The 24,108-nt window shown below is 69.9% G+C and carries 24 protein-coding genes; 10 read left to right on the top strand and 14 right to left on the bottom strand.

Annotated features, from left to right (window positions below; all coding sequences use genetic code 11):
- Window positions 1-52 precede the first annotated feature (52 nt).
- From ACGFY5_RS41855 to ACGFY5_RS41845, 3 genes are all read right to left on the bottom strand, one after another.
- Complete coding sequence (locus ACGFY5_RS41855; RefSeq protein WP_392730124.1) at window positions 53-2,140, bottom strand: SPFH domain-containing protein; 2,088 nt, start codon at window positions 2,138-2,140, stop codon at window positions 53-55.
- 8 nt (window positions 2,141-2,148) lie between these two features.
- Complete coding sequence (locus tag ACGFY5_RS41850) at window positions 2,149-2,760, bottom strand: hypothetical protein (protein ID WP_392730121.1); 612 nt, start codon at window positions 2,758-2,760, stop codon at window positions 2,149-2,151.
- A gap of 94 nt (window positions 2,761-2,854) precedes the next feature.
- Window positions 2,855-3,427: an NYN domain-containing protein gene (locus tag ACGFY5_RS41845; protein WP_392730118.1), complete on the bottom strand. Its 573-nt coding sequence runs from the start codon at window positions 3,425-3,427 to the stop codon at window positions 2,855-2,857.
- Between the two features lie 92 nt (window positions 3,428-3,519).
- Between ACGFY5_RS41845 and ACGFY5_RS41840 the strand changes: the two genes are divergently transcribed.
- Together ACGFY5_RS41840 and ACGFY5_RS41835 are read left to right on the top strand one after the other, a co-directional pair.
- Complete coding sequence (locus ACGFY5_RS41840) at window positions 3,520-4,506, top strand: hypothetical protein (protein ID WP_392730116.1); 987 nt, start codon at window positions 3,520-3,522, stop codon at window positions 4,504-4,506.
- Between the two features lie 14 nt (window positions 4,507-4,520).
- Complete coding sequence (locus ACGFY5_RS41835; RefSeq protein ID WP_392730114.1) at window positions 4,521-5,081, top strand: hypothetical protein; 561 nt, start codon at window positions 4,521-4,523, stop codon at window positions 5,079-5,081.
- Here ACGFY5_RS41835 and ACGFY5_RS41830 read toward each other — a convergent pair.
- Both ACGFY5_RS41830 and ACGFY5_RS41825 read right to left on the bottom strand, forming a co-directional pair.
- The gene (locus ACGFY5_RS41830) at window positions 5,078-5,824 is read right to left on the bottom strand and encodes a cache domain-containing protein (protein WP_392730112.1); all 747 of its coding nucleotides are present in this window, start codon (window positions 5,822-5,824) and stop codon (window positions 5,078-5,080) included. The two genes, ACGFY5_RS41835 and ACGFY5_RS41830, sit on opposite strands and share 4 nt — an antisense overlap.
- Before the next feature lie 28 nt (window positions 5,825-5,852).
- A complete protein-coding gene (locus ACGFY5_RS41825; RefSeq protein ID WP_392730109.1) occupies window positions 5,853-6,611 on the bottom strand; it encodes a FadR/GntR family transcriptional regulator in 759 nt (252 codons plus the stop codon).
- Between the two features lie 145 nt (window positions 6,612-6,756).
- On the opposite strand from ACGFY5_RS41825, the gene ACGFY5_RS41820 reads away from it, so the two are divergent.
- The 4 genes from ACGFY5_RS41820 to ACGFY5_RS41805 all read left to right on the top strand — a co-directional run bounded on the left by ACGFY5_RS41820 (window position 6,757) and on the right by ACGFY5_RS41805 (window position 10,881).
- Complete coding sequence (locus tag ACGFY5_RS41820) at window positions 6,757-7,797, top strand: ABC transporter ATP-binding protein (RefSeq protein ID WP_392730106.1); 1,041 nt, start codon at window positions 6,757-6,759, stop codon at window positions 7,795-7,797.
- A gap of 38 nt (window positions 7,798-7,835) precedes the next feature.
- The gene (locus tag ACGFY5_RS41815; RefSeq protein WP_392730103.1) at window positions 7,836-9,044 is read left to right on the top strand and encodes an ABC transporter substrate-binding protein; all 1,209 of its coding nucleotides are present in this window, start codon (window positions 7,836-7,838) and stop codon (window positions 9,042-9,044) included.
- A gap of 155 nt (window positions 9,045-9,199) precedes the next feature.
- Window positions 9,200-10,078 (top strand): ABC transporter permease, encoded by an 879-nt coding sequence (locus ACGFY5_RS41810; RefSeq protein WP_392730101.1) that lies wholly within the window; start codon window positions 9,200-9,202, stop codon window positions 10,076-10,078.
- On the top strand, window positions 10,075-10,881 hold the full coding sequence (locus tag ACGFY5_RS41805; protein ID WP_392730099.1) for an ABC transporter permease: 807 nt from the start codon (window positions 10,075-10,077) through the stop codon (window positions 10,879-10,881). Before ACGFY5_RS41810 ends, ACGFY5_RS41805 begins: the two co-directional genes overlap by 4 nt.
- Here the strand turns inward: ACGFY5_RS41805 and ACGFY5_RS41800 are convergent.
- Window positions 10,878-11,744 carry an AraC family transcriptional regulator gene (locus tag ACGFY5_RS41800; protein WP_392730098.1) on the bottom strand — a complete coding sequence of 289 codons (867 nt, stop codon included), beginning with the start codon at window positions 11,742-11,744 and terminating at the stop codon, window positions 10,878-10,880. The two genes, ACGFY5_RS41805 and ACGFY5_RS41800, sit on opposite strands and share 4 nt — an antisense overlap.
- A gap of 69 nt (window positions 11,745-11,813) precedes the next feature.
- Between ACGFY5_RS41800 and ACGFY5_RS41795 the strand changes: the two genes are divergently transcribed.
- Window positions 11,814-12,587 (top strand): class I SAM-dependent methyltransferase, encoded by a 774-nt coding sequence (locus ACGFY5_RS41795; RefSeq protein ID WP_392730095.1) that lies wholly within the window; start codon window positions 11,814-11,816, stop codon window positions 12,585-12,587.
- Here the strand turns inward: ACGFY5_RS41795 and ACGFY5_RS41790 are convergent.
- Entirely contained in the window at window positions 12,584-13,402 is an 819-nt protein-coding gene (locus tag ACGFY5_RS41790) for a hypothetical protein (RefSeq protein WP_392730093.1), read from the bottom strand. The two genes, ACGFY5_RS41795 and ACGFY5_RS41790, sit on opposite strands and share 4 nt — an antisense overlap.
- 112 nt (window positions 13,403-13,514) lie before the next feature.
- Between ACGFY5_RS41790 and ACGFY5_RS41785 the strand changes: the two genes are divergently transcribed.
- Window positions 13,515-14,603, top strand: a complete 1,089-nt coding sequence (locus ACGFY5_RS41785; protein ID WP_392730091.1) for an FG-GAP repeat domain-containing protein — start codon at window positions 13,515-13,517, stop codon at window positions 14,601-14,603.
- Between the two features lie 6 nt (window positions 14,604-14,609).
- Here ACGFY5_RS41785 and ACGFY5_RS41780 read toward each other — a convergent pair whose 3' ends face one another.
- Together ACGFY5_RS41780 and ACGFY5_RS41775 are read right to left on the bottom strand one after the other, a co-directional pair.
- Window positions 14,610-14,894 carry a YggT family protein gene (locus ACGFY5_RS41780; RefSeq protein WP_392730088.1) on the bottom strand — a complete coding sequence of 95 codons (285 nt, stop codon included), beginning with the start codon at window positions 14,892-14,894 and terminating at the stop codon, window positions 14,610-14,612.
- A 99-nt stretch (window positions 14,895-14,993) separates the two neighbouring features.
- Window positions 14,994-15,293 (bottom strand): hypothetical protein, encoded by a 300-nt coding sequence (locus tag ACGFY5_RS41775; RefSeq protein ID WP_392730086.1) that lies wholly within the window; start codon window positions 15,291-15,293, stop codon window positions 14,994-14,996.
- Between the two features lie 280 nt (window positions 15,294-15,573).
- On the opposite strand from ACGFY5_RS41775, the gene ACGFY5_RS41770 reads away from it, so the two are divergent.
- On the top strand, window positions 15,574-15,909 hold the full coding sequence (locus ACGFY5_RS41770; RefSeq protein WP_392730084.1) for a response regulator: 336 nt from the start codon (window positions 15,574-15,576) through the stop codon (window positions 15,907-15,909).
- Window positions 15,910-16,037: 128 nt separating this feature from the next.
- On the opposite strand, the gene ACGFY5_RS41765 is transcribed toward ACGFY5_RS41770, so the two are convergent.
- Complete coding sequence (locus tag ACGFY5_RS41765) at window positions 16,038-16,376, bottom strand: Lsr2 family protein (RefSeq protein ID WP_392730082.1); 339 nt, start codon at window positions 16,374-16,376, stop codon at window positions 16,038-16,040.
- Between the two features lie 778 nt (window positions 16,377-17,154).
- Here ACGFY5_RS41765 and ACGFY5_RS41760 point away from each other — a divergent pair.
- A complete protein-coding gene (locus ACGFY5_RS41760; RefSeq protein ID WP_392730081.1) occupies window positions 17,155-17,826 on the top strand; it encodes a hypothetical protein in 672 nt (223 codons plus the stop codon).
- A 95-nt stretch (window positions 17,827-17,921) separates the two neighbouring features.
- Here ACGFY5_RS41760 and ACGFY5_RS41755 read toward each other — a convergent pair whose 3' ends face one another.
- The 4 genes from ACGFY5_RS41755 to ACGFY5_RS41740 all read right to left on the bottom strand — a co-directional run bounded on the left by ACGFY5_RS41755 (window position 17,922) and on the right by ACGFY5_RS41740 (window position 23,824).
- On the bottom strand, window positions 17,922-18,929 hold the full coding sequence (locus ACGFY5_RS41755; RefSeq protein ID WP_392730079.1) for a DUF389 domain-containing protein: 1,008 nt from the start codon (window positions 18,927-18,929) through the stop codon (window positions 17,922-17,924).
- A gap of 20 nt (window positions 18,930-18,949) precedes the next feature.
- Entirely contained in the window at window positions 18,950-21,112 is a 2,163-nt protein-coding gene (locus ACGFY5_RS41750) for a HelD family protein (RefSeq protein ID WP_392730077.1), read from the bottom strand.
- A gap of 122 nt (window positions 21,113-21,234) precedes the next feature.
- A complete protein-coding gene (locus tag ACGFY5_RS41745; protein WP_392730076.1) occupies window positions 21,235-22,158 on the bottom strand; it encodes a universal stress protein in 924 nt (307 codons plus the stop codon).
- Between the two features lie 409 nt (window positions 22,159-22,567).
- On the bottom strand, window positions 22,568-23,824 hold the full coding sequence (locus ACGFY5_RS41740; RefSeq protein ID WP_392730074.1) for a sensor histidine kinase: 1,257 nt from the start codon (window positions 23,822-23,824) through the stop codon (window positions 22,568-22,570).
- Between the last annotated feature and the right edge of the window lie 284 nt (window positions 23,825-24,108).

The raw sequence follows: 24,108 nt of genomic DNA, 5'->3' as shown, positions 1-24,108 counted from the left end.
GCGGTCGTGCCGGCGGCGCTGGCCTCCGCGCCGCCGGCGGTCAGGGGGCCGGTCACGCCTTCGTGACGCCGTTCAGGGCGGTCAGCTGGGACAGCGGGGTGTCGGCGATGCCGAGCTGGCGGGCCGAGCCGAGCAGCTCACCGAGCTTCGCGGAGTCCGGGCCGCCGCCCTTGATCATCTTCATCAACAGTGCGGAGATCGTCAGGTTGCGGATGTCGGCGGAGTCCACCGACCCGAGGATCCGGCTCAGGTCGTCGGTAAAGCTCGCCGACCCGTCCAGCCAGGGCTTGGTCAGCGTGCCGGCCACCTCGGAGTGCTCCACGAACTTGTCGACGCCCTTGCCGAACGCGATCGAGCTCATCAGCCGGTCGAAGAACACGGTGTCGCCACCGACGATGTCGATGTCGGCGTTCTGCAGGCCGGTGGAGAGCACCGAGGCCTGCGCCTCGGCGATCTGCCGCTGGACGTCGATGTTCGCCAGCTGGATCTCCTTCTGGGCCTCGAGGCGCAGTCGGTACTCCTCGTGCTGGCGGGTGGCGTCGTCGAGGGCGGCCATCGCGGCGGCCTTGTCGGTGAGACCTTCGGCCTCGCCCTTCAGCTTCTCGCGCAGCGCCTCGGCCTCGGCGAGGCCCTTCTCCTTCGCGATGGCGGCCTCCGCGAGGCCCTTCTCCTTCGCGACGAGCGCCTGGGCCAGGCCCTTCTCGCGGTCGGCGACCGCCTCGGCGAGACCGCTCTTCTCGATCGCGTCGGCCTCGGCCTCGCGGACCTGCACCGCGGCCAGGCCCGGCGCGGCGGCCTCGGCCTTGATCGCCTCGGCGAGCCGGATCTTCGCGGCGGCGTCGAGCTCGGCGGCCCGCTGGCGCGACTCGGCCAGCGTCAGCGCCTCGCGGGCCAGGTGCTGCGCGGCCTGCTCGGCGGCCTCGGCTGCCTTGATGTCCTTGACCAGCTTCTCCTGCGCCTCGGCCTCGGCCTGGATGATCAGCGTCTGGCGCATCCGCTCGGCCTCTTCGACCGCGCGCAGCTTCTTGATGTTCTCTTCCTGCTCGGCGACGGTCTTCTCGACCGCGATGCGCTCCCGGACGATGTCGGCGATCGCGCGCTTCTCGACCTCGACCTCTTTGTCCTTGTTGATCGTGGAGAGCTGCGTCTCCCGGTCCCGGGCGATGACCTCGAGCAGGCGGTCCTTCTCGATCCGCTCGGTCTCGATCGCCAGGACACGCTCACGGTTCTTCTCCGCGACCGCGATCTCCCGGTCCTTGTTCTGGTTCTGGATGCCGAGCGCTTCGTCGGTGATCAGGTGCGCCTTCTGCGCCTTGAGCCGCTCCTCCGCCTGGACGCGGGAGATCTCGGCCTCTTCGCGGGCGCGGTTGGTCTCGATGTCACGCCGCTGCTTGATCTCGGCGTCGGCCTGCCGGCGCTGCAGCTCGAGAACTGCTTCCTTGGCGTCGACGTTCTGGCGCGTGATCTCTTTTTCTTCGGTGCGCTGGAATTCGTTCGTGCGCACGTGCTCGATCGCGGTCAGCTCGGTGATCTTGCGAATACCCTGCGCGTCGAGAATGTTCGCCGGGTCGAGTTGGCTCAGCGGCGTTTGCTCGAGGTAGTCGATCGCGGCGTCTTCGAGGCTGTAACCGTTGAGGTCGGTACCGATGACCGCGATGATCTGATCGCGGAATTCATTCCGCTTCGTGTAGAGGTCGACGAAATCGAGCTGCTTACCCACGGTTTTGAGCGCTTCGGAGAACTTCGCGTTGAACAGTTCCTGGAGCGTGTCCTGGTTGCTCGCGCGTGCCGTACCGATCGCCTGGGCCACCTTGATGACGTCCTCGACGGTCTTGTTGACCCGGACGAAGAACGTGATCCGGATGTCCGCCCGGATGTTGTCGCGGCAGATCAGGCCCTCGCGGCCGGTACGGGCGATCTCGATCGTCTTCACCGAGATGTCCATGACCTCGGCGCGGTGGAGCACCGGGATGACCGTCGCGCCGGTGAAGGTCACGTCGACCTTTTTGACCTTCGAGACGATCAGGGCCTTGCCCTGTTCAACTTTCTTGAACAGTCGGCTCACCATTATCGCGAGGCCGAGAACAACGATCAAGGCGACGGCGATCAGCACGCCGGCACCGAGGGCCACAGCATCCATAGATTTACCTAGCTCCGGGGGTGGGCAGCATTGAACGGCATGACGAAGAAGAATTCGCCGTCCGTGTCGTAGTCGTAGATCAGCGCTGTTTCGCCGGCGCTGAGTTCGTACTCGCCAGTTTGGCGCACCTGCACAAGTGCCGACGATCCATCGTCAGCTGTCACTTCCGCCTGGCCGAATTTCGCGTCGACGCGGCCGGTGCGGATCACGCACGTCGAGCCGAGGAAATCCGATCGGGACGGCAGTTTCTCGTCGGGGAACAATCGACGCAACGGGCGGGTCACCAGCCGGGTCGCTAACCATGCGACGACGAGCGCGCCGGCCAGCAGACCGACGTCGATGAGGAATCCGTCGTTGCCGAGCACCGCGCTCCCCACGAACGTGCCGAACCAGGCGACCCCGATCAGCGCCGACAGCGAGACGCTGACCGGCACCCCGCCGAGGCCGATGGCGCTGAGAGCACCGTGCGCGCCACCTGCCTCCGCGCCGCCGTCACCGTCGAGCGCGTCGACGCCGAGGCCGCCGACGATCACCAGGACCCAGTACCCGACCACGACGACGAGCGCGAAAGTGAACAGCACCGCCGGGAATCCGAAGGCCGCATCTAACAGACCACCCACCGGGCCGCTGTCCTCTCCTCGCCGTCGTTCTCGGGAGCAGAGTGGCAGTCCGTTTCAAGAAACGCCAGGTAGTCGTCTTATGTACGACTCAGCGTCAGAGGTACGGGAGCGGGTCGAAACGGTCGATATTGATGATGCGGACGCGCGGCAGGCGGGCGTTGAAGCAGCGGACGTCGTCCTCGAGGTCGTAGATCTCCAGGCCCTCGGCGGTCAGCTCGGTGAACCGGGAGTTGACGAACTCGCGGAACCCGAGCAGCCCCACGCGCCGGTTGCCGTCGAGGAGACGCTCGATCTGGTCGAAGAAGTCGCCGTCGTGGCTGGCGAGGAGCACGTCGCCGGGGCGGTCGACCAGTGCGTCGAGCGTCCGCTGGATACCGATGTCGACGACCTTTTCACCGGTGCTGCCGGAGAGCGGGATCGGCTGGTAGTCCAGCGCGAGCAACGCCTGGATGAACGGCAGCGGCAACTGGCCGGAGCTCGCGTTCAGGAAGAACAGGGCCTTGACGGGGCGGTCCCAGGTCTCGCTCGCGAAGTCGCGGACGCGCTCCCAGCGCGGGCGCTCCTGCGGGCTGGGTCGGCGCCCGCCGAAGATGTTGCTGCCCAGCGTGGCGTCGATGTTCTCGCCGTCGACCAGTAGATAAGTGGTCTGCGCAGAGGCCCGGTCCATGCCGACACGGTAGTCGCCTCACTAATTCGCCGAGTTATCGGCCTCATCAACCGCCTGCTCGTGCCGATGAGCCCCGCAGGAGGTGGCGCCTGATGACCGACCCGTACGGCGGCGGACGCCACCGGGGTGCGGCGCTGGACGACGACGACGCACCGACGGCGGCGTTCTGGGTGGATCCGGATCCGTATACCGAGGACGACACCCCGACGGCGCGGTTCGCGCTGAACTCGTACCGCGGGTTCTTCGACTACGCGGACGACGACGACGCTCCGACTACGCGGTTCGTGCTCGACCCGTACCGCGAGGCGCACGACCCGTTCGGTGACCGGCCGCCCGCGGTGATCGAGGGTGAGGTCGTCTGGCGTGGAGAGGTGCCGCCTCGTCCGGCGGGTCGGGAGTACCGCGCAACCGGGTACGGCACGCCGTCGTACTGGGATGACCAAACTCCGGACGACGAGACTTCCGACGTCGAGGAGGAGCTCTACGAGCCGGTCGACGAGGAAACGCCGCACACGACCGACGAGCCCGCCCCCTCGGACGACCTCGGGGACCTTCCGGCCGACGAGCCGGTGGAGCTGCGCTGGGAGGACCTCGGGCCGCACACGGTCGCCGGGGCCGCCGAGATGATCGTCCAGGAGCTGGCCCCGGCCGAGATGCCCCGCTTCCCGGTCGTCGTCCAGCGCTTCTTCGACGACGAGATCCTCCAGCGGCGGGTGATCCGCTGGGCGCTGTCCGGAGCGCGCCGCGACGACCCGGTCGCGCTGCAGCTCGGGGGGCCGAAGGCCGAGCTCGTCACCGTGCTCTCGCTCGCGATGCTCACCTGCGCGGCGACCGGCGTCCTCGGGCACGTCGGAACCCGCCACCACGGGGGCGTCACCCGCTGGCGGCGGAACCGCGGTGCGGCGCGCAGGCGCCTGCCCGAGGGGCCGGCCACGAACCTGCCGCACCTGAGCAGCCTCGGTACGGCCACCGTCGGCCAGATCGTGGAGGAGGCGGCCGAGGACGCCGGCTTCACGCCCGACCGTGCCCGTCGCCTGAGCATCCTGATCTTGTCGGCCCTCACGCGGCCCGTGCACTAGGGCACGATTGCCCCGTGGACGTGACCTACCGCAGCACCGACGACGGATGGGAGCCGGTGCTGGCCACCGGCGAGCGGCTCGCACCGGTTCCGGACCTGGCGGCCGCGCGGGCCGCGGTGCACGAGCGGTTCGGCGCCGGGACGAACGAGACGGTCCAGGTGCCGCTCGAAGGGCACGGCGTCGTCTGGGACGGCATCCGGTTCGAGCTGTTACCGCCGCTCTACGGAGCGAATGATCCGTCGACCGAGCAGAACGCGAGGCTGGTGGCCTGCGCGGAGTACTACCGGGCGCGGGTACCCGCCGGCATGCGCGTGGAGTGCGCCGGCAACCGCGTCCGCATCGACCCGGCCCCGTTCGGCCTGGCCGCCGACCTCTTCTCCGCCCTCGATGGCACCGAAACCACAGCGACCGCCGACGACGCCCGCGCGCAACTGCTCGCGGCGGTGGCGGTCGCGGTGCCGGAGGGGTTCGTGCGGGTCGTGCACGACTTCGCCGGGCTCGAGGAGGTGGGCGAGGCCGGGCACGTGCACCTCGTGCTCGCCGAGCGCTGGCCGGGCGACGCTCCCTGTCTTTAGAGCATCAGCCCGATCGGGAAGTCCCCGCAGCGCACGAGGCGGGTTCCCGCCGTCGAACCGTTCGCCCACAGCGCGGCCACGTCCACGTCGCGGACCAGCGAGCCACCTCGGCGCTGCGGTGAGTTCGACGCGATCACCCGCCCGTGGGCGTTGATCAGCGTCGCCGTGCACGGCACCGCGCGCAGCGACGGGAGTGCGATCGCCTCGAACAGGCCCACGTCCAGGTCACTGCCGACGACCCCCAGGAACGCGTCCCCGTCGCGCACCGCCGCGGTGAACGTGAGCGTGTAGTCGTCGGTGCAGAGGTAGTCGACGTACGGGCCGGTGACGGTCCGCTGCCCGGTGCGCTGCGGATCCCGGTACCAGGGCAGCGTCGTGTAGTCGTAGAAGTTCTCGCCGTCCGGATCGACGTCGACGACCAGGCGGCTCGGCTCTCCGGACGGCTCCCGCGTCCACCACTCCAGCCACCACGGCGCGTCGACGAGAAGGTGCGGCGCCGCGACGAAGCCCGCACCCTTCGCGAGCCCGCCCGGCGTCCGCAGTGGGGCGGTGAGCGTGGGGTACAGCTCGGCGAGATCGTCCCGGCCGACCGCGGTACCACCGGCGGCGGTGCTCCCCGAAAACATGCTCTCGACGTCCCGGCGTAACGCGGCCACACCGTCGAACGCTTCCTCGATCGTTCTGCGCACCACCGACACCACCGCCGCTGTTGCGGTCGGGTCTGCGGTTCGCGTGCGATCCATTCCCGGATCATCCCGCAACCCGGGACCTTTACCCCCGTGGCTGACGAACCAATTCCAGATGACGTTCGGTCAGGCTGTTGACGGCGTCGGCAATCCGTTCCTGGGCGGCGGCACGCGCTCGCTGACCGTCACCCAGCACCACGGCAGCCGTCAGCGCACGGCACCGCTCGACGGCCAGCGCGTGCGCCGCATCGTCCTCGAGCACGAGCCAGAACAGCGGCCCGACCTCGGTCTGCAGAGCCATCTCCGCCCTGGTCAGCCGGGCCGACTGTGCGGCGGCCGCCACCTCGATCGAGAAGTGGCCGTCGGCGCGGCGGCGATCTCCCGGGCGGGCCGCCGTCTCCACTGTGACCACCGCACTCCGCAGCCGCGCCACGTCCTCGCTGTCGGCCCGCTCGGCCGCGAGCTCGGCCGCCGCTCCGCTGATCGCCGCGTAATGGTCACCGATGTCACGCAACGTGCCGGGGCTGTACTGACGCAGCCGCTCGCGCAGCACCGCGGTCGGGTCGTCGGCCGGCGACCGGACAAAACTCCCCCCACCCCGCCCGCGCCGGGTCTCGATCAACCCTCGCTGTCTCAGCGCGGTCAACGCCTCACGCACTGTCACTGTGGACACACCGAAACCGGTGGCGAGGGCGGTCTCGCTCGGCAGTTGCTCGGCATCAATGAGCAGGCCGAGCATGATCGCGTCGGCCAGCCGATGGGTCACCAACTCCGTGCGGCTCAAGCTCTCCAGCGGCGCGAACAGCGCGGATCGCGGCCCACGGTCGAACCGTCGCGTGCCCATCGACCCTCCCGTGTGGAGCGTTGAGGTTACTCCACGATAAATTCCAACGTAGCCAGGTTGTGCTGTGAACTATGACGTCATAGGTTTCGGCGCGTAGTCAGTACCGATCGTTCCGCCCAACGTCGTCGTCTTCCCAGGAGTTCCGTTGAACCCCACCAGGGACAATGCCCCGGCCATCGAACTGCGCGGGCTGCGCAAGACGTTCGGTGACGTCGAAGCCGTCGCCGGCATCGACCTGGAGATCCCCGACGGTGAGTTCTTCTCCCTGCTCGGACCGTCCGGCTCGGGCAAGACGACGCTGCTGCGGATGATCGCCGGCTTCGAGCTACCCACCGCGGGTCAGGTACTGCTGCAGGGCACGGACGTCACCACCCGGCCGCCGTACGACCGGGACGTCAACACCGTCTTCCAGGACTACGCGCTGTTCCCGCACCTCTCCGTCCTCGGCAACGTCGAGTACGGGCTGCGCGTCAAGGGTGTGGGCAAGAAGGAGCGCCGTCAGCGCGCGCTCGAAGCGCTGGAGTCCGTGCGCCTCACCGGCTTCGGCGATCGCCGCCCCGGCCAGCTCTCCGGCGGTCAGCGGCAGCGGGTCGCGCTCGCCCGCGCGCTGGTGAACCGTCCCAAAGTGCTCCTGCTCGACGAACCGCTCGGCGCGCTCGACCGGGCCCTGCGACTCGAAATGCAAGTCGAACTGAAAGCCCTGCAGCGAAACGTCGGCATCACGTTCGTGCTGGTCACCCACGACCAGGACGAGGCGCTGACGATGAGCGACCGCGTAGCGGTCGTCCGAGATGGACGGATCGAGCAGATCGCGTCCCCGGCCGGGCTGTACGAGCACCCCGAGACCGACTTCGTCGCCGGGTTCGTCGGTGTCACCAACCTGTTGTCGGGTGCCACCGCGACCGCGCTGCTCGGATCGCCCGACATGGTGAGCATCCGGCCGGAGAAGATCCGGATCTCCCCGATGTCGGAGTCCGGGGAAGGGCCCGAGGGCACGGTCCTCGAAGAGATCTACCTCGGCGCGTCCACCCGGTACGTCGTCGATCTCGACGCCGGCGGGCAGCTGGTCGTGCAACGGCAGAACGAAGGCGAGAGCGGCATCAACCGCGGTGACCGCGTTCGACTGCGCTGGCAGAGCGCCCACGCGCTGCCGGTGAGCGGCGAGTTGGCCGCTACCTCCTCCTGACTCCTCCCACCCCCCTGTACGGAGAAAGCAGGTATTTCATGAACCGGTTGAGTCGTGTCTTTGCCGGAGCAGCAGCCGTCGTGCTGGTGGCGGCAGCCGCGGCATGCGGTACCAGTGACGACTCCGGCAGTAGCTCGGAGTCCGAGGCGGGGTTCACTCCGCCGAAGCTGGAAGCTCTGAAGCAGCTCGGAAAGCCCGAAGGCGCGTTGAACGTACTGGCCTGGGCGGGATACGCAGAGGACGGCTCCAACGACCCGAAGGTCGACTGGGTATCGCCGTACGAGAAGGCCACCGGCTGCCAGGTCAACGTCAAGGTGTTCGGCACCTCCGACGAGGCCGTGACGCTGATGAAGACCGGCCAGTACGACGTGGTCTCGGCGTCGGGTGACGCGTCGCTGCGGCTGATCGCCGGCGGTGACGTCGAGCCGGTGAACACCGACCTCGTGCCGAACTACGCCGACATCTTCCCGTTCCTCAAGAACCAGAAGTGGAACAGCGTCAACGGCGTCTCGTACGGCGTGCCGCACGGGTGGGGCGCGAACCTGCTGATGTACAACACCGACGCGGTGAAGCCCGCCCCGACGTCGTGGAGCTCGGTGTTCGAGGACAACGCGGCCACCAAGGGCAAGGTCACCGCGTACGACTCGCCGATCTACATCGCCGACGCGGCGCTGTACCTGATGAACACGAAGCCCGACCTGGGGATCAAGAACCCGTACGCGCTCGACGACAAGCAGTTCGCGGCTGCCGTCGATCTGCTCAAGAAGCAGAAGCTGAACGTGGGCGAGTACTGGTCGGACTACCTGAAGGAAGTTTCGGCGTTCAAGTCCGGCGACTCGGTGATCGGGACGTCGTGGCAGGTCATCGCGAACGTGGCGAAGTCCGAGGGCGCGAAGATCGAGGCGGTGCTGCCGGAGGAGGGTTCGACCGGGTGGTCGGACACCTGGATGGTCGGCGCGAAGTCCGAGCACAAGACGTGCGCGTACAAGTGGCTGGACCACATCGTGTCGCCGAAGGCGAACGCGCAGGTCGCGGAGTACTTCGGCGAGTCGCCGGCCAACCCCAAGGCCTGTGAGTTCACCGCCGACAAGAAGCACTGCGACACCTACCACGCCGGTGACGCCGAGTACGCGAAGAAGATCTGGTACTGGTCGACGCCGATCACCCAGTGCCTCGACGGCCGCACCGACGTGAAGTGCAAGGACTACTCCGCCTGGACCCAAGCCTGGACCTCTATCAAGGGGTAGTGGGCGGCCCGCTCAGGGCGACCCTGCCAGGCGAGCGCGAACCCTTGAGTATTCACCTATACGCGGCGGATTCGCGCTCGACTGGCAGCGTCGCCCTGAGCGGGCTCCGGGTTTCAAGCAAAGACAAGCGCGCCTTCGGCGCTTTGAGGAGAACGATGACGGCGACGTTGGAGCGGCGCCCTTCGGTGGTGCGGCGGGTGTCTACGGCGCTGTACCGGCGGCCCCGGGCTCGGCTCGGGATCATGCTGTCGGTTCCGCTGTTGTGGTTGGGGCTGGCTTATCTGGGGTCGTTGGCGGCGCTGTTCGTCGCCGCGTTCTGGTCGGTGAACGACTTCACCGGCCAGATCGTGCGGGCCTGGACGCTCGACAACTTCACGACGCTGTTCACCGGCGAGGTCTACCGCACGATCACGCTCCGGACGATCGGCGTCGCGGTCGGCGTAACGGTGATCGACGCGCTGATCGCGCTGCCGGTCGCGTTCTACATGGCCAAGGTGGCGTCGCCACGCGCCCAGCGACTGCTCGTCGTCGCGATCCTCACCCCGCTCTGGGCGAGCTACCTGGTGAAGGTCTACGCGTGGCGGCTGATGTTCTCCGGCGACGGCATCCTGTCCTGGCTCGGCGGCACCCCCGGCTACGGAATCACCGCAACCACTGTGACCCTCGCCTACCTCTGGCTGCCGTACATGATCCTGCCGGTGTACGCCGGCCTCGAACGGCTGCCGAACTCCCTGCTCGACGCCGCCGGCGACCTCGGCGCGCGCCCGCTGCGGACGTTCCGCACGGTCGTGCTGCCCACGGTCTTCCCGGCCGTGGTCGCGGGTTCGATCTTCACGTTCTCGCTGTCGCTCGGCGACTACATCGCGGTCCGCATCGTCGGCGGCACGAAGCAGCTGCTCGGCAACGTCGTCTACGACAACATCGGCGCGGCCAACAACCTGCCGTTCGCCGCGGCCGTCGCCACGGTGCCGGTCGCGATCATGCTCGTCTACCTGGCCGCCGTCCGCCGCACGGGTGCACTGGAGAACCTATGACTCTCTCGCGCTCCGCCCGGATCGCACTGCGCACGTTCACGTTCCTCGCGCTCGGCGTCGTCTACGTGCCGTTGATCGTCGTTCTGATCAACTCGTTCAACCGCGACCGGACGTTCGGCTGGCCGCCTTCGGGCTTCACGCTCGAGTGGTGGGAGCGCACCGCGCAGAACAAGGGCGCGCTCGACGCGTTCCTCACCAGCGTCCAGGTCGGACTCGTCGCGACAGTCGTCGCGCTGGTGCTGGGCACGCTGGCGAGCTTCGCGCTGCAGCGGCACAAGTTCTTCGGGCAGAACTCGATCTCGCTGCTGATCGTGCTGCCGATCGCGCTGCCGGGCATCGTCACCGGCATCGCGCTGAACAACGCGTTCCGCACCGTGCTCGGCGTCAACCTCGGGTTCCTCACGCTGGTCGTCGCCCACGCGACGTTCTGCGTGGTGATCGTCTTCAACAACGTGATCGCCCGGCTGCGCCGGCTCGGCGGCAACCTGGAGGAGGCGTCGATGGACCTCGGCGCCGATCTGTTCACCACGTTCCGGCTGGTGACGTTCCCGATGCTGCGTTCCGCGCTCTTCGCCGGTGGTCTGCTCGCGTTCGCGCTCTCGTTCGACGAGATCATCGTGACGACGTTCACCGCGGGAGCCGGTACGCAGACATTGCCGATCTGGATCCTGAACAACCTGTTCCGGCCGAACCAGGCGCCGGTGGTCAACGTCGTCGCGGCGGTGCTGATCGTGCTGTCGGTCGTGCCGATCTACCTGGCGCAGCGGCTGTCCGGCGACAGCAAGGGTGGCGGTCGCTTCTAGGTTCGGGATTTACGGAAGTTCCCGGGGGACACACCGTATTCGCGGCGGAAGGCTGCACCGAACGCGAACTCGGTCGAGTAGCCGACCCGGCGGGCGATGGCCGCCAGCGTGAGGTCGGACTCGTGCAGCAGGTGGGCGCCGAGAGCGAGGCGGGATTCGGTGAGGTAGGCCCGTAACGGCCGGCCGGTGACCTCCGCGAACCGGCGCGAGAACTCGCGCCGGGGCAGACCGGCCCGGTCGCTGAGTTCCTGCGCGGTCCACGGCTTCTCCGGATCGGTCCGGATCTGCCGGACGACGGCCGCGATGGCCGGGTCGTCGACGCCGTCCTCCGGCGGGTGCTGGGCCAGCAACTCCCGGAGTACGTGGGTGAGCACCAGGTCGAGCAGTGCGGGCCGGGAGATCGAGCCGCCCGGTGCGGCGGTGGCGACCTCCGCGTCCAGGAGGTCGACCAGCGCGCGCAGGTGGCGGTCGGTCGGGGTCACCGCCAGAGCGCCGGGCAGCGAACGAAGGTACGGATGCGTGCTGGCATCCGTGAGCCAGTACGCGCCGCAGAGGAACACGCTGTCCGCGTCCTCGACCCGCGGCGCGGCGCCCAGCACCGCCTGGGGCAGCGACTCCATCGTGGTCGGTGCGTGGCTGAGGCCGTGCGGCGCACCCGCCGCCGTGAACACCACGTCGCCCGGCGCCACCGCGCGCGGCGCGTCGGTGGGCGTGATCAGCCAGCCCTCACCGCGGATCAGGATGTGGAAGCCACTGACCGGATAGCCGGGATACCGCAGGCCCCATGCGCCGGCGCCGGTGACCCAGCACGCCTCGGCCCGGCCGACCCGCACGCTGCTGATCGCCTCGCTCACGACGTCCACGTCACTGATCGTATGTTTCCGTCGCGCCGGAGCATGGGCGGGCCGCCCGGCAGTCGATGGAATCGAATCATGGTTTCCGAATCGATCGACCTCGTCAGCCACACCGATCTGATGCTGCCGCAGGCGGTGCGGTGGATCGAGCCCACCACCAGCGAGATCGCAGCTCGGCTGCTGGATTCCGCCGGGCTCCCGGACAGCGCCCGCGTGCTGGATGTCGGCGCCGGCACCGGCCCGCTCGTCGTCGCGGCGGCCGAGCGCGGGTACGAAGTGGTCGGTGTCGACAACGCGCCGCTGACCGCGACGTACCTGAAGGGCCGCGTGGCGCCGTACCCGCACGCGTCGGCGGATCTCGCGGACGCGAACGCGCTGCCCTACCCGACGGATTCGTTCGACGCGGCCTTCTCCGTCCTCGCCGCGATGTACGCCGGTCCGCACGCGCTCGCCGAGATGCGCCGGGTGGTCCGCCCCGGCGGAACGGTGGCGATCGTGCACTGGGCGAAGCCCCACATGTCCCCCTACACCGAGATCATCTGGGGCACGAGCAGGGAACTCGCGGTCGATCTGCCGCACCTGGGCCGGGACGAGTTCGGGGTGGCGCTCGCCGACGCCGGTTTCAGCGACGTGCGGGTCGAGTCGATCGAGGCCGCCTACGCACTGCCGCCTGCGGACGACTTCCTGCTCGAGTTCGCGCCGTTCGTCGTCACCTCACCGGCGTTCCACGCCCTGGGCCCGCTGGGGCGCGCCCGGCTGGACTCCGCGCTGGCCGACCGAGTGCGACGGATCGAAACCGGGCAGGATCCGCGTCCGGCGTTCGAAGCGCACGTGGCCTGGGGCCGCGCCTAGGCCTGGGGCTTCGGCATCGCGGTCGTGCGGCCGAGGCGGCGGACGACGTCGGTCAGCCGCAGTAACCCGGCCTGCTGATGGACGCGGAGCGCGCGCAGTTCCGAGCGACCCGCCGACGCGGCGAGCACCTCGGCGGCCGGGCCCTCGATCACGGTGCCGCCGGGGCGGCGCCGGTCGAGCGTGGTGACCGTCCAGCCCTCCTCGCCGCAGGCGAACGCCCAGCCGCCGGACGGCGGTGTGAACACTGCGGCCCCGCCGGTGATGCCGTCCTCGCACGCCAGGCCGCCGAGCAGGTCGACGAACGCGGCGAGCCCGGAGTCCAGCAGGAAGTCCGGTGGCGGCGGAGCGCCGCAGTCGACCAGGTCCAGCGCGTGCACGGCCAGCGGATACACCTGCCCGAGCAGCGTGGTGAGCAGCGGCAGCCGTCCGAACGGTGAGACGGTCGGGTCGAGGTCGAGCCACTCGTCGAAGCTGTTGAAGTAGATCGAGACCGCGTCCCGGTGCCGGCGCAGCGCGGCGAGGATCTCGTCGCGCCCGGCGCTGCGGTGGGTCTCCACGACGGCGTCGAGATCCGGCGGCGGGCCGACGGCGCCGCTGCGGGCGGAACTCACCAGGTCGTGCAGGGCCGCGTACTCGGTCCACAGCCCGAGCCGGATGCAGACGTCGGCGCCCGTGCTGCCCGCTGTGGAGCACCCACGTTCCAAATCGGCCGATTCCGCCGAGGCGAGAAACGCGTCCCAGGCCGCCAGAACCCGGGGCGCCACTTCGGTGCGCCCTGCGTCGGCCAGACCGTGCGTGCCCACCACCCTGCCCATGGTGCCCACGAACCGCCGAACCCGAAAGACCCGACCGGCCTTGCCTCCGAAGCCGAACCGACGCGCGGTGTTATTCAAGGGCAAAAGGGGCGGACATCTGTAAGGGGCGGGCATGGGAGTACTGAGCACGATCATGGCGGTCGGCACGTCGATGGCAGTGGCGCACGCGGCCTACATCGTCGGGCCGGCGCCGGACACCGCGTCGCAGCCGGGCGTTCCGGCCGACCGGCCGCTGACGGCATCGTCCGACGGATTCGGAGGCCGCGCCGGCGACTTCGACGGCGACGGCCGGGACGACGTCGTCGCGTTCACCCGGGGGCAGGGCGGTGACGTGTACGTCGCCCGTTCCACCGGAACGCGGTTCGACGGCATCGGCGACCTCTGGTCCGACCAGTTCGCGTTCTGGAGCCAGACACCCCTCACCGGCGACTTCGACGGTGACGGCCGCAGCGACGTCGTCGCGTTCTCCCGCGGCAACAAGCCGACGGTGTCGGTCGCGTTGTCCACCGGCCGTTCCTTCGGTCCGACGTCGGTCTGGTCGACGTCGTTCGCGCCGGAGAGCGCCATCCCGGCGGTGGGCGACCTGAACGGCGACGGCAAGGACGACGTCGTCGCGTTCCATCGGGGGAGCGCCCCGACGGTCACGGTGGCGCTGTCGACCGGCCGGGCGTTCGGCGCGGCCACACCCTGGCACGGCTGGTTCGCGCCCGGCGCCTCGATTCCGGCGGTCGCGGACGTGAACGGTGACGGGAAGGCGGACCTGGTGGCGTTCGCGCGGGGACGGACGGCGTCGGTGTGGGTGGCGCTCTCGGCGGGGAACGCGTTCCGCGGGGCTACCCAGTGGAACGGGTGGTTCGGGGAGGGTGGGGCGCGGCCCGGGGTGGGGGACGTCAATGGGGACGGGAAGGCGGACGTGGTGGCTTTTGGCCGGGGTGTGGTGAGTGTGGCTCTGTCCACCGGCCGGTCCTTCGCCAGGACCTCGGCGCCGTGGGCCCGGTCGTGGGCGGAGGGGGAGGCAGTTCCCGGTGTCGGTGACTTCGACGGTGACGGGAAGGACGACATCGCCGCGTTCACCCGGGGCGGGCTCGCGGACGTGTTCGTCGCCCGCTCCACCGGCTCGGCGTTCGTTCCGTCCGCCGAGCGGTGGCACGAGTACTTCGCGGCGGCCACGGAGATCCCGCAGCCGGGCCTGCTCTGGTAAGACGTCTTACAGGAACGCGACAACGTTGCGCAGGATCACGATCGCGAAGAACACCAGGATGATCGACAGGTCGATCGAGACACCGCCGACGCGAAGCGGCGGCACGACCTTGCGCACCGGAGCCAGCACCGGCTCGGTGATGCGGGTGACGACGTTGATGGCCTTGGCCCGGAAGCCGCCCCAGGCGGGTGGGCCGGCCAGCACCACGGACCAGTCCAGGACGATCCGGGCGATCAGAATCCACCAGAAAACCGTGAGGACGAGCCCGAGCAGCGTTCCGATGATGGTCAAGGGTTCCTCCCCGAAGGTTCCAACTGTCTCAACAGTGCGTCGGCGACCTGAGGGCAGACTGAGAGGTCAATGAGGAGACACTGCGCACAAACGTAGTGCTCAGCTGCGATGACGTGGTGGTTTTCGCTCCCGGTAGAAGCGCGCGCCGACCGGCGCCGGCGCTGGTTCGGGCAGGTCCACGAGGATCGGTAGGTCCTGGGTGATCGCGCGGCTGATCGCGCGCTGCTCCTCGACGGCGGCCTCCGCGGCCCGCGTCCACTGCTCCGCGAGGCGCGCCGCCACCATCGTCTCGTCCATGATTTCTGCGGCGCGCTGCGCGGCGATGCACGGAAGCGGCCGTCCGCAGGTGCAGACGTCCTTCTCGGCGCGGTGCGCTTCGGCGATCAGATAGGCGTCCATCCACCGGCCGGGATCGGAGCAACCTGCCGGTGGTCTCGTCGCCGGGCCCGAACCAGTCACGGCCGCATGGTGCCAGTCCGAAATGGAACGGGGAACGTTACTCATTGGTAGCTAACCTGCCGGAAATGATGGTCATCCGATCCGACGAGGTGCAGGGTCGGCCGTTAAGGGGGCATCGACTGCTACCGGCCCGCAACCGAGGTGCACCCGGGATGGCACCCGGGCGGCGAATCCTGAAGGCATGACCGAGAGCGGGGGCTTTCCGGATTTTCGGCGTCGAGTGCTGATCCTCGAGGACCAGCCCGATCTCGCGGCGCTGTTCACGCTGCAGTTGCAGGCTCTGGGTTGGTGCGTCGACCAGGTCGGCACCGACGCCGAGGCGGTCGAAGCGGCGAGTTCACAACCGCCGGACGCCATCATCATCGACACCCTGATACCGGCGTCGGAAGGTCAGCCGTTGGTGGACCGGATTCGGGCCGGTCTGGCAGGTCGACCCTGCCGGTTGATCATTTCGACGATTTACGAGCCGAGCGACTTCGCCGGGATCGACGTCGATGCGGTTCTGGCGCTGCCGCATCACCGTGCGGCACTGGAATACGCCCTGCTGACGAGCTGAGTGCCTGCCCCGCCCCATCTGGGGCGATGGGGCCAGGCGGGCGACACGCCGGACGAAAAGCCGGCTCGATCGAGCAAAACGGACTGATCGGGTTCGTTAGGCCGTTAGCCGGTTAACGGTGATGACAGTCAGTGCTCGGAGTTGTACTGGTCGATCACTTCCTGCGGGATGCGTCCGCGATCACTTACCTGCAGACCCTTCCCCTTGGCCCATTCACGGATGGCCTGGTTCTGTTCGCGACCGGAGCGCTGACTAGTCGCTGCGGGGCGACGATTCGTGCGGGTTCCGCCGCGTCCGGCCTTGCGGGCCGCAGCCACATACTTCTCGACCGAATCCCGGAGTGCGGCCGCATTGTCGCTCGACAGGTCGATCTCATAAGAGGTTCCGTCGATCGCGAAGGCGACGGTCTCTTCGGCGGTGCCGCCGTCGAGGTCGTCCACCAACATGACCTGTACTTTCCGCGCCACAGAAGTTCTCCTCGTCGTGCTATCGGTGGCCACACCCTACTAGTCGCGCGGAACGAATCCCGCATGCACCCTGGTGTGTTCAGGGTGATTCACGACGCCCGGAACCAGTAGCCGATCGATAACGAATCGAGGGTTGCCGGAGTTCCGCCGCGAGCAAATGTGTGTGGGCTGTGGCCGTAGTGCCCGGTGATCGGCTGCGGATTGCAGGATATCCGTTCGTGGCTACCGGGTGGGGTTAATAGAGGGGCTGCCAGTCAACCGAGGTGATACTCGCCACCACCAATACTGGCCGTGACCGGTCGATCATTCAAGAGTGGTCACGCAACCCTTCTCGACTAACGGCGAGTGCGGAAGTGAATTGCGTGACCGGGGCCGCGCTCTTCGCGGCGGGGTTGCAAATAGTCCGTTCTGCCACCAAAGTTCCCTCCGTCGAGCGGTGCTGTCGCGACTGCTCGTCGGTCTCGTGGCCGTGGGGGAGCTGCGGGTTGAGGCGTACGAGAGTTGGGATGTTTCGTGTACTGCCGGACCGGCGCGTTGCGCGCGCCGCGCGGTAGTACCGGATCGCTCACTCTGACGACGATCGCCGCGGTGTTCCCGCCGCCTATCGTCCGGCCGACAACGGTCCATTGTGGGGACGAAGTCGGCTACTGACCAGAACCGTTCTGACGATGGTTCTCCCACGCGCAGTCGCGCGTTCGTTCGACGCCTGATCACGGCCCGAGGGCTGCGACAGGACTTTTACTCAGATTCCACGTACCTCAGGAGAGGTCTCCATTCGATGAACAACTGGATTCGTCGTTCGCTGCAGGTCGGAACCGTGTCGGCGGGCATCGTCCTGGCCGGCGCGGCCGCTGCCCAGGCGCAGACGGTAAACGTCAACCCCACCGTTGAGGCGACTAGCGTCGTCGCGGGTGGGAACACCGCCGACGACAACAATGACAACAGCGCGCAGCAGCCGGTGAATGGCGGTATCCCGGTCGGCGCGAAGGTTTACGACAAGGACGACACCGCCCCCGCCGGGCAGGCCCAGGCGCCCGACGAGCAGCCGGCCGCTGCTCCGGCGACCAACACCCCGGCGCAGCCCGCGCCCGCGGAGAACACCGCTGCTCCGGCGACCCCGGCGACCGCTCCGGCGACCGGTGCCGCACCGGTCGACGGTGCCGCGCCCGTCGGTGGTGCCGCGCCCGTCGGTGGCGCGGCGCCCGTCGGTGGCGCGGCGCCCGTCGGTGGCGTCGCCCCGATCGGTGGCGCGACGGTCGTCAACGCCGGTGGACCGATCGTCATCGTCGACGACGAGGACGACGACCTCGACTTCATCGGTCGGGCCCCGTTCTTCCGCGGCGGGTTCTGGTGGGAGGGCGGCCGTCGTTACCACCACCGCTGGGACTGCCCGTCGTTCAGCCACCACCGTCACCACTGGGGACGCGACTGCGACAGTCGCTGCTTCTGACGGCCGGTAAGACCCGCACCATCGGTTGAGGCCTCTGGTTTCAGGCAAACGCCCGTCCCCGGCACGCCGGGGGCGGGCGTTCCACTGCGGCCCCTCTACCGGCCCCCGTCGGCCTCGCGGCGGCGGGCGTTCCGGCGCGCGCGAGCAGCCACCCGCCGGGCCTCCGGCGTCCGCTTCGGCTGCAGCGAGCGGCGCTGCCAGAACAGCCGTTGGACGAGGAGCGTCAGCACCCCGCCGACGACGATCGCGGCGAGGTTCACGACGAGCTGGACCGTCGAGCCCCATGCCTCGTCGAACACCCCGAAGGCGAGCGCCACCGCCACGTTCGCGGCGGCGGGAACCGTCGTGACCGAGATCAGCACGCCGACGAGCGCACCGGACTTCGCCGAGGTCAGCGACGTGATGCCGGCGATGCCCGCGAGGAAGCCCACGACCCAGGAGAGCGCGTCGGGACGCCAGATGAAGTCGGTCAGCGGCCGGTCGTCCAAAAGCATGGACCGGTCGACGAGGTCGAGCGCGGCGAGCAGCCACGTCGTGGCCAGCGTCGCGGCCATCGCGACCGGGAAGCCGACCAGCAACGCGATCGCAGCACGGACGGCCATGGCGCGTTTGCGCTGCACCAGACCGACGCAGAACGCGGCCAGCGGTCCGAAGTCCGGCCCGACCACCATCGCGCCCACGATCAGGATCGGCTGATCGAGCAGTACGCCGATCCCGGCGATGATCGTCGCGACGACGAGGAACGTGAGGTACGTCGCCGACAATTGGATCTCGTCGCTGACGCGGTGCTCGATCTCCTCCCAGATGACGGCGTCGGTGCCCAGCCCAGGAGCTTCCTCCTCCGCTCTCCGGCCCGACTCGGACAGGACGAGGTCGACGTTCTCGGCCGTGATCGCGCCGTGTTCCGCGATGTCCAGGTCGCGGAGGGCGCCGAGCACCGCGCTCGCGCCCTCCCTGGCGACGTCGCAGAGCACGACGTCGCCGACCGGATCCCGGGCCGCACCGGTCAGTACCGCCAGGTGGGTGACCGAGGCGTCGCCCTCGAGCAGGTCCATCACCGCCGGCATCCGGTCCGGCGGGACGATCAAGCGCAGATGGAGCACCGGCCCACTGTAGGGGTAGCTCAGAACAGGGAGAGTGGCTCCGCGGCGCGGTCCGGTGCCGTCCGGTCGGCCGGCGGAACCGACCAGTCGCGTTCGGTGGAGACGACGATCAGGCGGTGCGTCGCCCGGCTGAGCGACACGTACAGCACCCGGTGACCCGCGCTGGACTCGGCGATGATCTCCGCCGGTTCCATCACCACGACACCGTCGTACTCCAAGCCCTTGGCCTCGATGCTGTCCACGATTTGGAGCCGGCCGGTGCCCAGACCGTTCAACTGCGCGGCGACCTCGTCCTGCCGGTCCGCCGGGGTGACCACCCCGACCGTGCCCTCGACGTCGGCCAAGAGCTCTTCGACGCACGCCCGCAGCTCGTCGGCCAGCCGGTCGGGGGACACCAGCCGATCCTCCGGCTTCGCGCCGGTCCTGCGGACCGCGGTCGGCAGCTCGAGCCCGGGCTCCCACCGGCGCAGCACGGACGCCGCCAGCTCGAAGATCTCCGCCGAGTTCCGGTAGTTGGTGGTGAGCAGATAACGGCGCCGCACCCGGGTGCCCACGGCCGCGTCCATGGCCGCGGTGGCCTCGTCCGGATCCTCCCAGGCGCTCTGGGCCGGGTCGCCGACCAGCGTCCAGGACGCGTACTTGCCGCGGCGGCCGAGCATCCGCCACTGCATCGGCGAGAGGTCCTGGGCCTCGTCGACGACGATCAGCGAGAACTCGTCGTCGTCCTCGTCCGAGGCGGGTGTCGGAGCCGGAGCACGGTCGGAGGAGAGCCGGATCTCCTGCATCTCCCACTCCTCCGGACGACGACGCCGGACCTGCGGCTTCGGCGGCTTGCCGAGCAGCGCACGCAGTTCGTCGAGCAGCGCCACGTCCGCCACCGACCAGCCGTCCCGGTTCCACGACGCCGCGAGCGGTGCGACGTCGTCGCGGTGGAGGTCGGGCCCGGCGCAGCGGGCCAGCCGCGCGCGGTCGGCAGCCCAGCGCAGCACGTGCTCGGGCTCGACGATCGGCCACCAGGCCGCGAGGAAGTCGCGGAACTCGTCGCGGTCGCGGATCGTGGCGTCGAACGCGTCCCGCTCCCAGTTCTCCGGAGCACCGGTCCAGCCCCGGGAGACGTTCCAGAGCGCGTCGAGCAGCGCGGTGGCCGCCTGACCGCGGGCCGAGTTCGGGGTGTTGCCTCGCCGCCGGGCCGCCTTGCGCGCGGCGGCCAGCTGCCGGACGTCCAACGAAAGCACTTCACCGGCGTAGACGACGCGGAACCGGTCCGGTGCCGTAGGCGCCGGCAGCCAGGCGAGCCGGGACAGGACCCGGCGGATGCTCGCCGCACCCTTCACCGCGGAGAGCGCGGCATTGTCGCGACGGGTGGCCTTGACGCTGGAGAGCATCGTCGCGAGCGACCGCAGCACGACCCCCTCCTCGCCGAGCGAGGGCAGGACCTGGTCGATGTACCGGACGAACGTCGGCGAGGGCCCCACGACCAGCACACCGCCCCCGGCGTACCGGTTGCGGTCGGAGTACAGCAGGTAGGCGACGCGGTGCAGCGCCACGGCAGTCTTCCCGGTGCCCGGCCCGCCCTCGATGATCGTGGTGCCGCTCGCGGGCGCGCGGATCGCCTCGTCCTGCTCGCGCTGGATCGTCGAGACGATGTCGCGCATGGCCTTGCCGCGGGCGCGGGCCAGCGTCGCCATCAGCGCGCCCTCGCCGACCACGGCCATGCCCTCCGGAGCGGCAGCCGGGTCGAGCAGGTCGTCGGACAGCCCGATCACGCGGGTGCCGGAGGAGTGGATCACCCGACGCCGGATGACGTCGAGCGGGTCCTCGGCGGTGGCGCGGTAGAACGGCGCGGCGGCCGGGGCACGCCAGTCGACGACGAGCGGCTCGTAACGCTCGTCGAGCACACCGAGCCGGCCGATGTGCCGGGCCTCACCGGTGCGCAGGTCGAGGCGGCCGAACACCAGGCCGTCGTACCCGCTGTCGAGCGCCGCCCGCCGCCGCGCGGCCTGGTGGACCAGCACGTCTCTCTCGTACAGCGAACCCTCGGTGCCCAGCTGGGCCCGTCGGTGACCTTCGGCCTCGACCTCGGTGGCGCCGGATCGCACCTCCTCCAGCCGGGCGTACACATCGTCGACGTGACGCTGCTCGGCGGCGATCTCGGTGGTGAGGACGGTCGGACGGTCGGTCAACGCGGTGCTCCGGGCTTCGGGGGGCGGTTCGGCTAGGAAGCCTAGACAGAGCATGGCGGGAGCGGGGTCGTGCCGCGAGCCGATATTTCGGGCCGCCGCGACCGCTAAGATCGAAACTGGGGTCAGGCGCGGACCGCGGCCACCGTCGTCGGCGGGTCGAGCAGCACTCCCCGGGCGGTGGAGCCGAGCCGCGAGCGCGCTCCCGCCGGGCGCCCGTTGACGCCGACGACCAGCAGGTCTGCTCCCCGGGACAGCCTCGCCAGCACCGCCAGCGGACGGCCCCGGTGCACCGCGGTGGTCGCGCGTACCCGGTAACGATCGGCGAACGCGCTCACTTCCTCGTCGACCAGCGCGTTCGCGGCCGGGTCGTCGGTGACCGCGGTGTCGAGCAGGCTGTCGTCGATCCAGTAGTCGGCGGCCGAACCCGTCGTCACGAAGACCGCCACCAGCGGACGGCGGTGGGCGGCCGCGTGCGCGAACGCGTACTCCAGCGCCGCGCGGGACGCGGGTGAGCCGTCGACACCGACGACGACGTGACCGGGGAAGGGGCCCTGCTGCGGCTGAGCACCGCCGGCCGGAGGCCGGGCGACGACGGCGGCGGACCGGCCCTCGGTGGCCAGCCGCACCGCGATCGTGCCGACGAGCTGGGTGCCGGAACCGGCGCCCGCGGCGGTGCCGACCACCACGATGCCTGCCTGGTCGGCCGCGGCCGCGAGGACCGTGAGCGGACGGCCGTCACCGCGGACGGTGCGGACGTGCCCGGCCGGAACCGCCCGGCGGGCCAGCGCACCGGCCTCGGCGAGGACGGCGTCGGCGCGCTCGTCGTTGCCGGCGTGGGCCACCACGAGCGGGGCGTGCAGGGCACGGGCTTCTCGGGCCGCCCAGGTGAGGACGCCGGTGGGGTCGTCGCCGCGGGACACCCCGACCACGATGCCGGCAGCTGCCGGGGCCCAGCGGGGGGTGCCGGTGACCCGACGCTGGACCTGCTCTCTGGGGCGCAGCGACGCAGTGGGTGCTGTCGATCTACTCGTGTCGAAAACCGTCACGGCGCTTCCCCTCCTGCGACGGCCGGCACCCCGTCGTTCGTGCTGATTGCTGGCGGTGGGCTTTCCGCGGCCCCGCGTTCAGCGTGCCTAATCCGACGGGCCCGTACCAGCGAATCTCTGTAATCGGGACGGATACGCGGACCGTCCCTCTGGGGGCACAGCCTGAGGACCAGCGGGTATTACGGGGCGTCTGGATATGTCTACCCAGAGTAGATGAAGGTTCGAGTATCAGTCCGTGGGCGGAGTGCCGTAAATGCGCACGCCCGCGCGACTCGCCATCCCTCCCCAGAGGGGGTGGCGAGTCGCGCGCAGCGAGACGTACTCCCGCCTGCCATCCCTCCCCAGAGGGGCGGGCAGGCGGGAAGAATCACCCGGCTCCGGTGCATGGCGGACCGGAACCGGGGAGCTTTCAGTTGCGGACCAGCTCCAGCGCCGGGCGCGTCGCGCCCAGGGGAAGCATCAGCCGCACCGTCGTCCCGACGCCGGGAGTGCTCTCCAGCCGCACCAGCCCGCCGTGCGCGGCGGCGATCGCCTCGGTCACCGCGAGGCCGAGCCCGGCGCCGGGCGCCTCGGTCCGCTGGGCGTGCGCCCCGCGGTAGAAACGCTCGAACACCAGCGGCTGCTCGTCGGCCGGGATGCCGACGCCGGTGTCGGTGATCGTGATCTCGGTCGCGTCGCGCAGGTCGGTGGAGCCCTGGGAGACCCGCACCGAGATGCGGCCACCCGCCTGGGTGAAGAGCAGGGCGTTGGACAGCAGGTTGTCGATAGCGGTGCGCAGCATCGTGCTGTCGCCCGGTACGCGCAGCGGCTGCTCGATGTGCAGGTCGAGGGCGACGCCGGCCTGCTTGGCCTTCGCCTCTGCCGCGCGGACGGCGTCGGTGACCAGGCCGGACAAGTCGAGCGGTGAGCGGTGCACGGTCGCCTTGAGGGCGTCGCCCGCCCGGGCGGTGACCAGGAGGTGGTCGATCAGCCGGACGAGGCGGTCGGCGTTGCGGCGGATCGCGCTGACCATGCGCTCGCGGTACTGGTCGGGCACGTCGTCGAGCTCGTCGAGGAGCTCGAGGTTGCCGGTGATGACCGCGACCGGCGTCCGCACCTCGTGGGTGATGAGCGAGATGAAGTCGCTGCCGAAACGGCCCAGGGCGGCGGCCTCGGTCGCCGACTGCTCGACGGCGGCGCCGAGCGTCAGGATCGCTGTCGCCTGGTCGGCGAGGAGGCCGAGGAGCTGGGCGCGCTCCGGGCCGAGCGCGCCCGGCTTGCGGTCGAGCACGGAGAGCGCACCGACGACGTTGCCGGTGGTGTCGAGCAGCGGGACGCCGGCGTAGGAGCGGGCGCCCGGGTCGACGGCGGTGAGAGGTCCCACCGCGTAACGGGGGTCCTCGAGCAGGTCCGGGATCTGCAGCGGGGCCCGGTCGCCGACGACGCGGGCACAGGGCGACGCAGCGCGTGGCAGCTGCGTGACGCCGATGTTGTGGCGGACGACCGCGCGGACGCGCTCGGCCTCGACCAGCGTGAGCATGGCCATCGGTGCCCGCACTGCCTCTGCGGCGATCCGGACGATGTTCGCCAGCACCGGTTCGACCGACGTGCTGAACTCGCGCATCATCCGTACTGCGGCGAGCCGCGAAGGCTCGTCGGCCCAGCGGGCCGGAAGTTCGACGTCCATGTCAGTGTCCCCGTATGTCCGGTGCGGCATCCGTGCCGCCTCGTGGCGTACACCCCGAACATCGGGCCCGAGTCCGCGTCCGCGAGCCATTCCGAGGTGCGCTACGGGTGCAGCCCCCCCGCGCGCCGTGCTGCGCGCGGGGGGCTGCACCCGTGGCGTGCTGCGCGCGCCGTGCCCGCGTGCCGGCTCCGCGCGCCGTGCCCGCGTGCCGGCTCCGCGCGCCGTGCCCGCGTGCCGGCTCCGCGCGCCGTGCCCGCGTGCCGGCTCCGCGCGCCGTGCCCGCG

This window comes from Cryptosporangium sp. NPDC048952, assembly GCF_043197895.1.
In the GTDB taxonomy this organism is placed as follows: Bacteria; Actinomycetota; Actinomycetes; order Mycobacteriales; family Cryptosporangiaceae; genus Cryptosporangium.
The sequence above is the reverse complement of the archived record's forward strand: the minus strand, read 5'-3'. Positions and strand labels throughout refer to the sequence as shown.

Coding starts and splice junctions, on each gene's coding strand:
- ACGFY5_RS41775 (WP_392730086.1), bottom strand. CDS start 15,293: ATGGACGCCTATCTGATCGCCGAAGCGCACCGCGCCGAGAAGGACGTC.
- ACGFY5_RS41825 (WP_392730109.1), bottom strand. CDS start 6,611: ATGGGCACGCGACGGTTCGACCGTGGGCCGCGATCCGCGCTGTTCGCG.
- ACGFY5_RS41810 (WP_392730101.1), top strand. CDS start 9,200: ATGACGGCGACGTTGGAGCGGCGCCCTTCGGTGGTGCGGCGGGTGTCT.
- ACGFY5_RS41845 (WP_392730118.1), bottom strand. CDS start 3,427: ATGGACCGGGCCTCTGCGCAGACCACTTATCTACTGGTCGACGGCGAG.
- ACGFY5_RS41855 (WP_392730124.1), bottom strand. CDS start 2,140: ATGGATGCTGTGGCCCTCGGTGCCGGCGTGCTGATCGCCGTCGCCTTG.
- ACGFY5_RS41830 (WP_392730112.1), bottom strand. CDS start 5,824: ATGGATCGCACGCGAACCGCAGACCCGACCGCAACAGCGGCGGTGGTG.
- ACGFY5_RS41815 (WP_392730103.1), top strand. CDS start 7,836: ATGAACCGGTTGAGTCGTGTCTTTGCCGGAGCAGCAGCCGTCGTGCTG.
- ACGFY5_RS41790 (WP_392730093.1), bottom strand. CDS start 13,402: ATGGGCAGGGTGGTGGGCACGCACGGTCTGGCCGACGCAGGGCGCACC.
- ACGFY5_RS41740 (WP_392730074.1), bottom strand. CDS start 23,824: ATGGACGTCGAACTTCCGGCCCGCTGGGCCGACGAGCCTTCGCGGCTC.
- ACGFY5_RS41785 (WP_392730091.1), top strand. CDS start 13,515: ATGGGAGTACTGAGCACGATCATGGCGGTCGGCACGTCGATGGCAGTG.
- ACGFY5_RS41840 (WP_392730116.1), top strand. CDS start 3,520: ATGACCGACCCGTACGGCGGCGGACGCCACCGGGGTGCGGCGCTGGAC.
- ACGFY5_RS41760 (WP_392730081.1), top strand. CDS start 17,155: ATGAACAACTGGATTCGTCGTTCGCTGCAGGTCGGAACCGTGTCGGCG.
- ACGFY5_RS41805 (WP_392730099.1), top strand. CDS start 10,075: ATGACTCTCTCGCGCTCCGCCCGGATCGCACTGCGCACGTTCACGTTC.
- ACGFY5_RS41795 (WP_392730095.1), top strand. CDS start 11,814: ATGGTTTCCGAATCGATCGACCTCGTCAGCCACACCGATCTGATGCTG.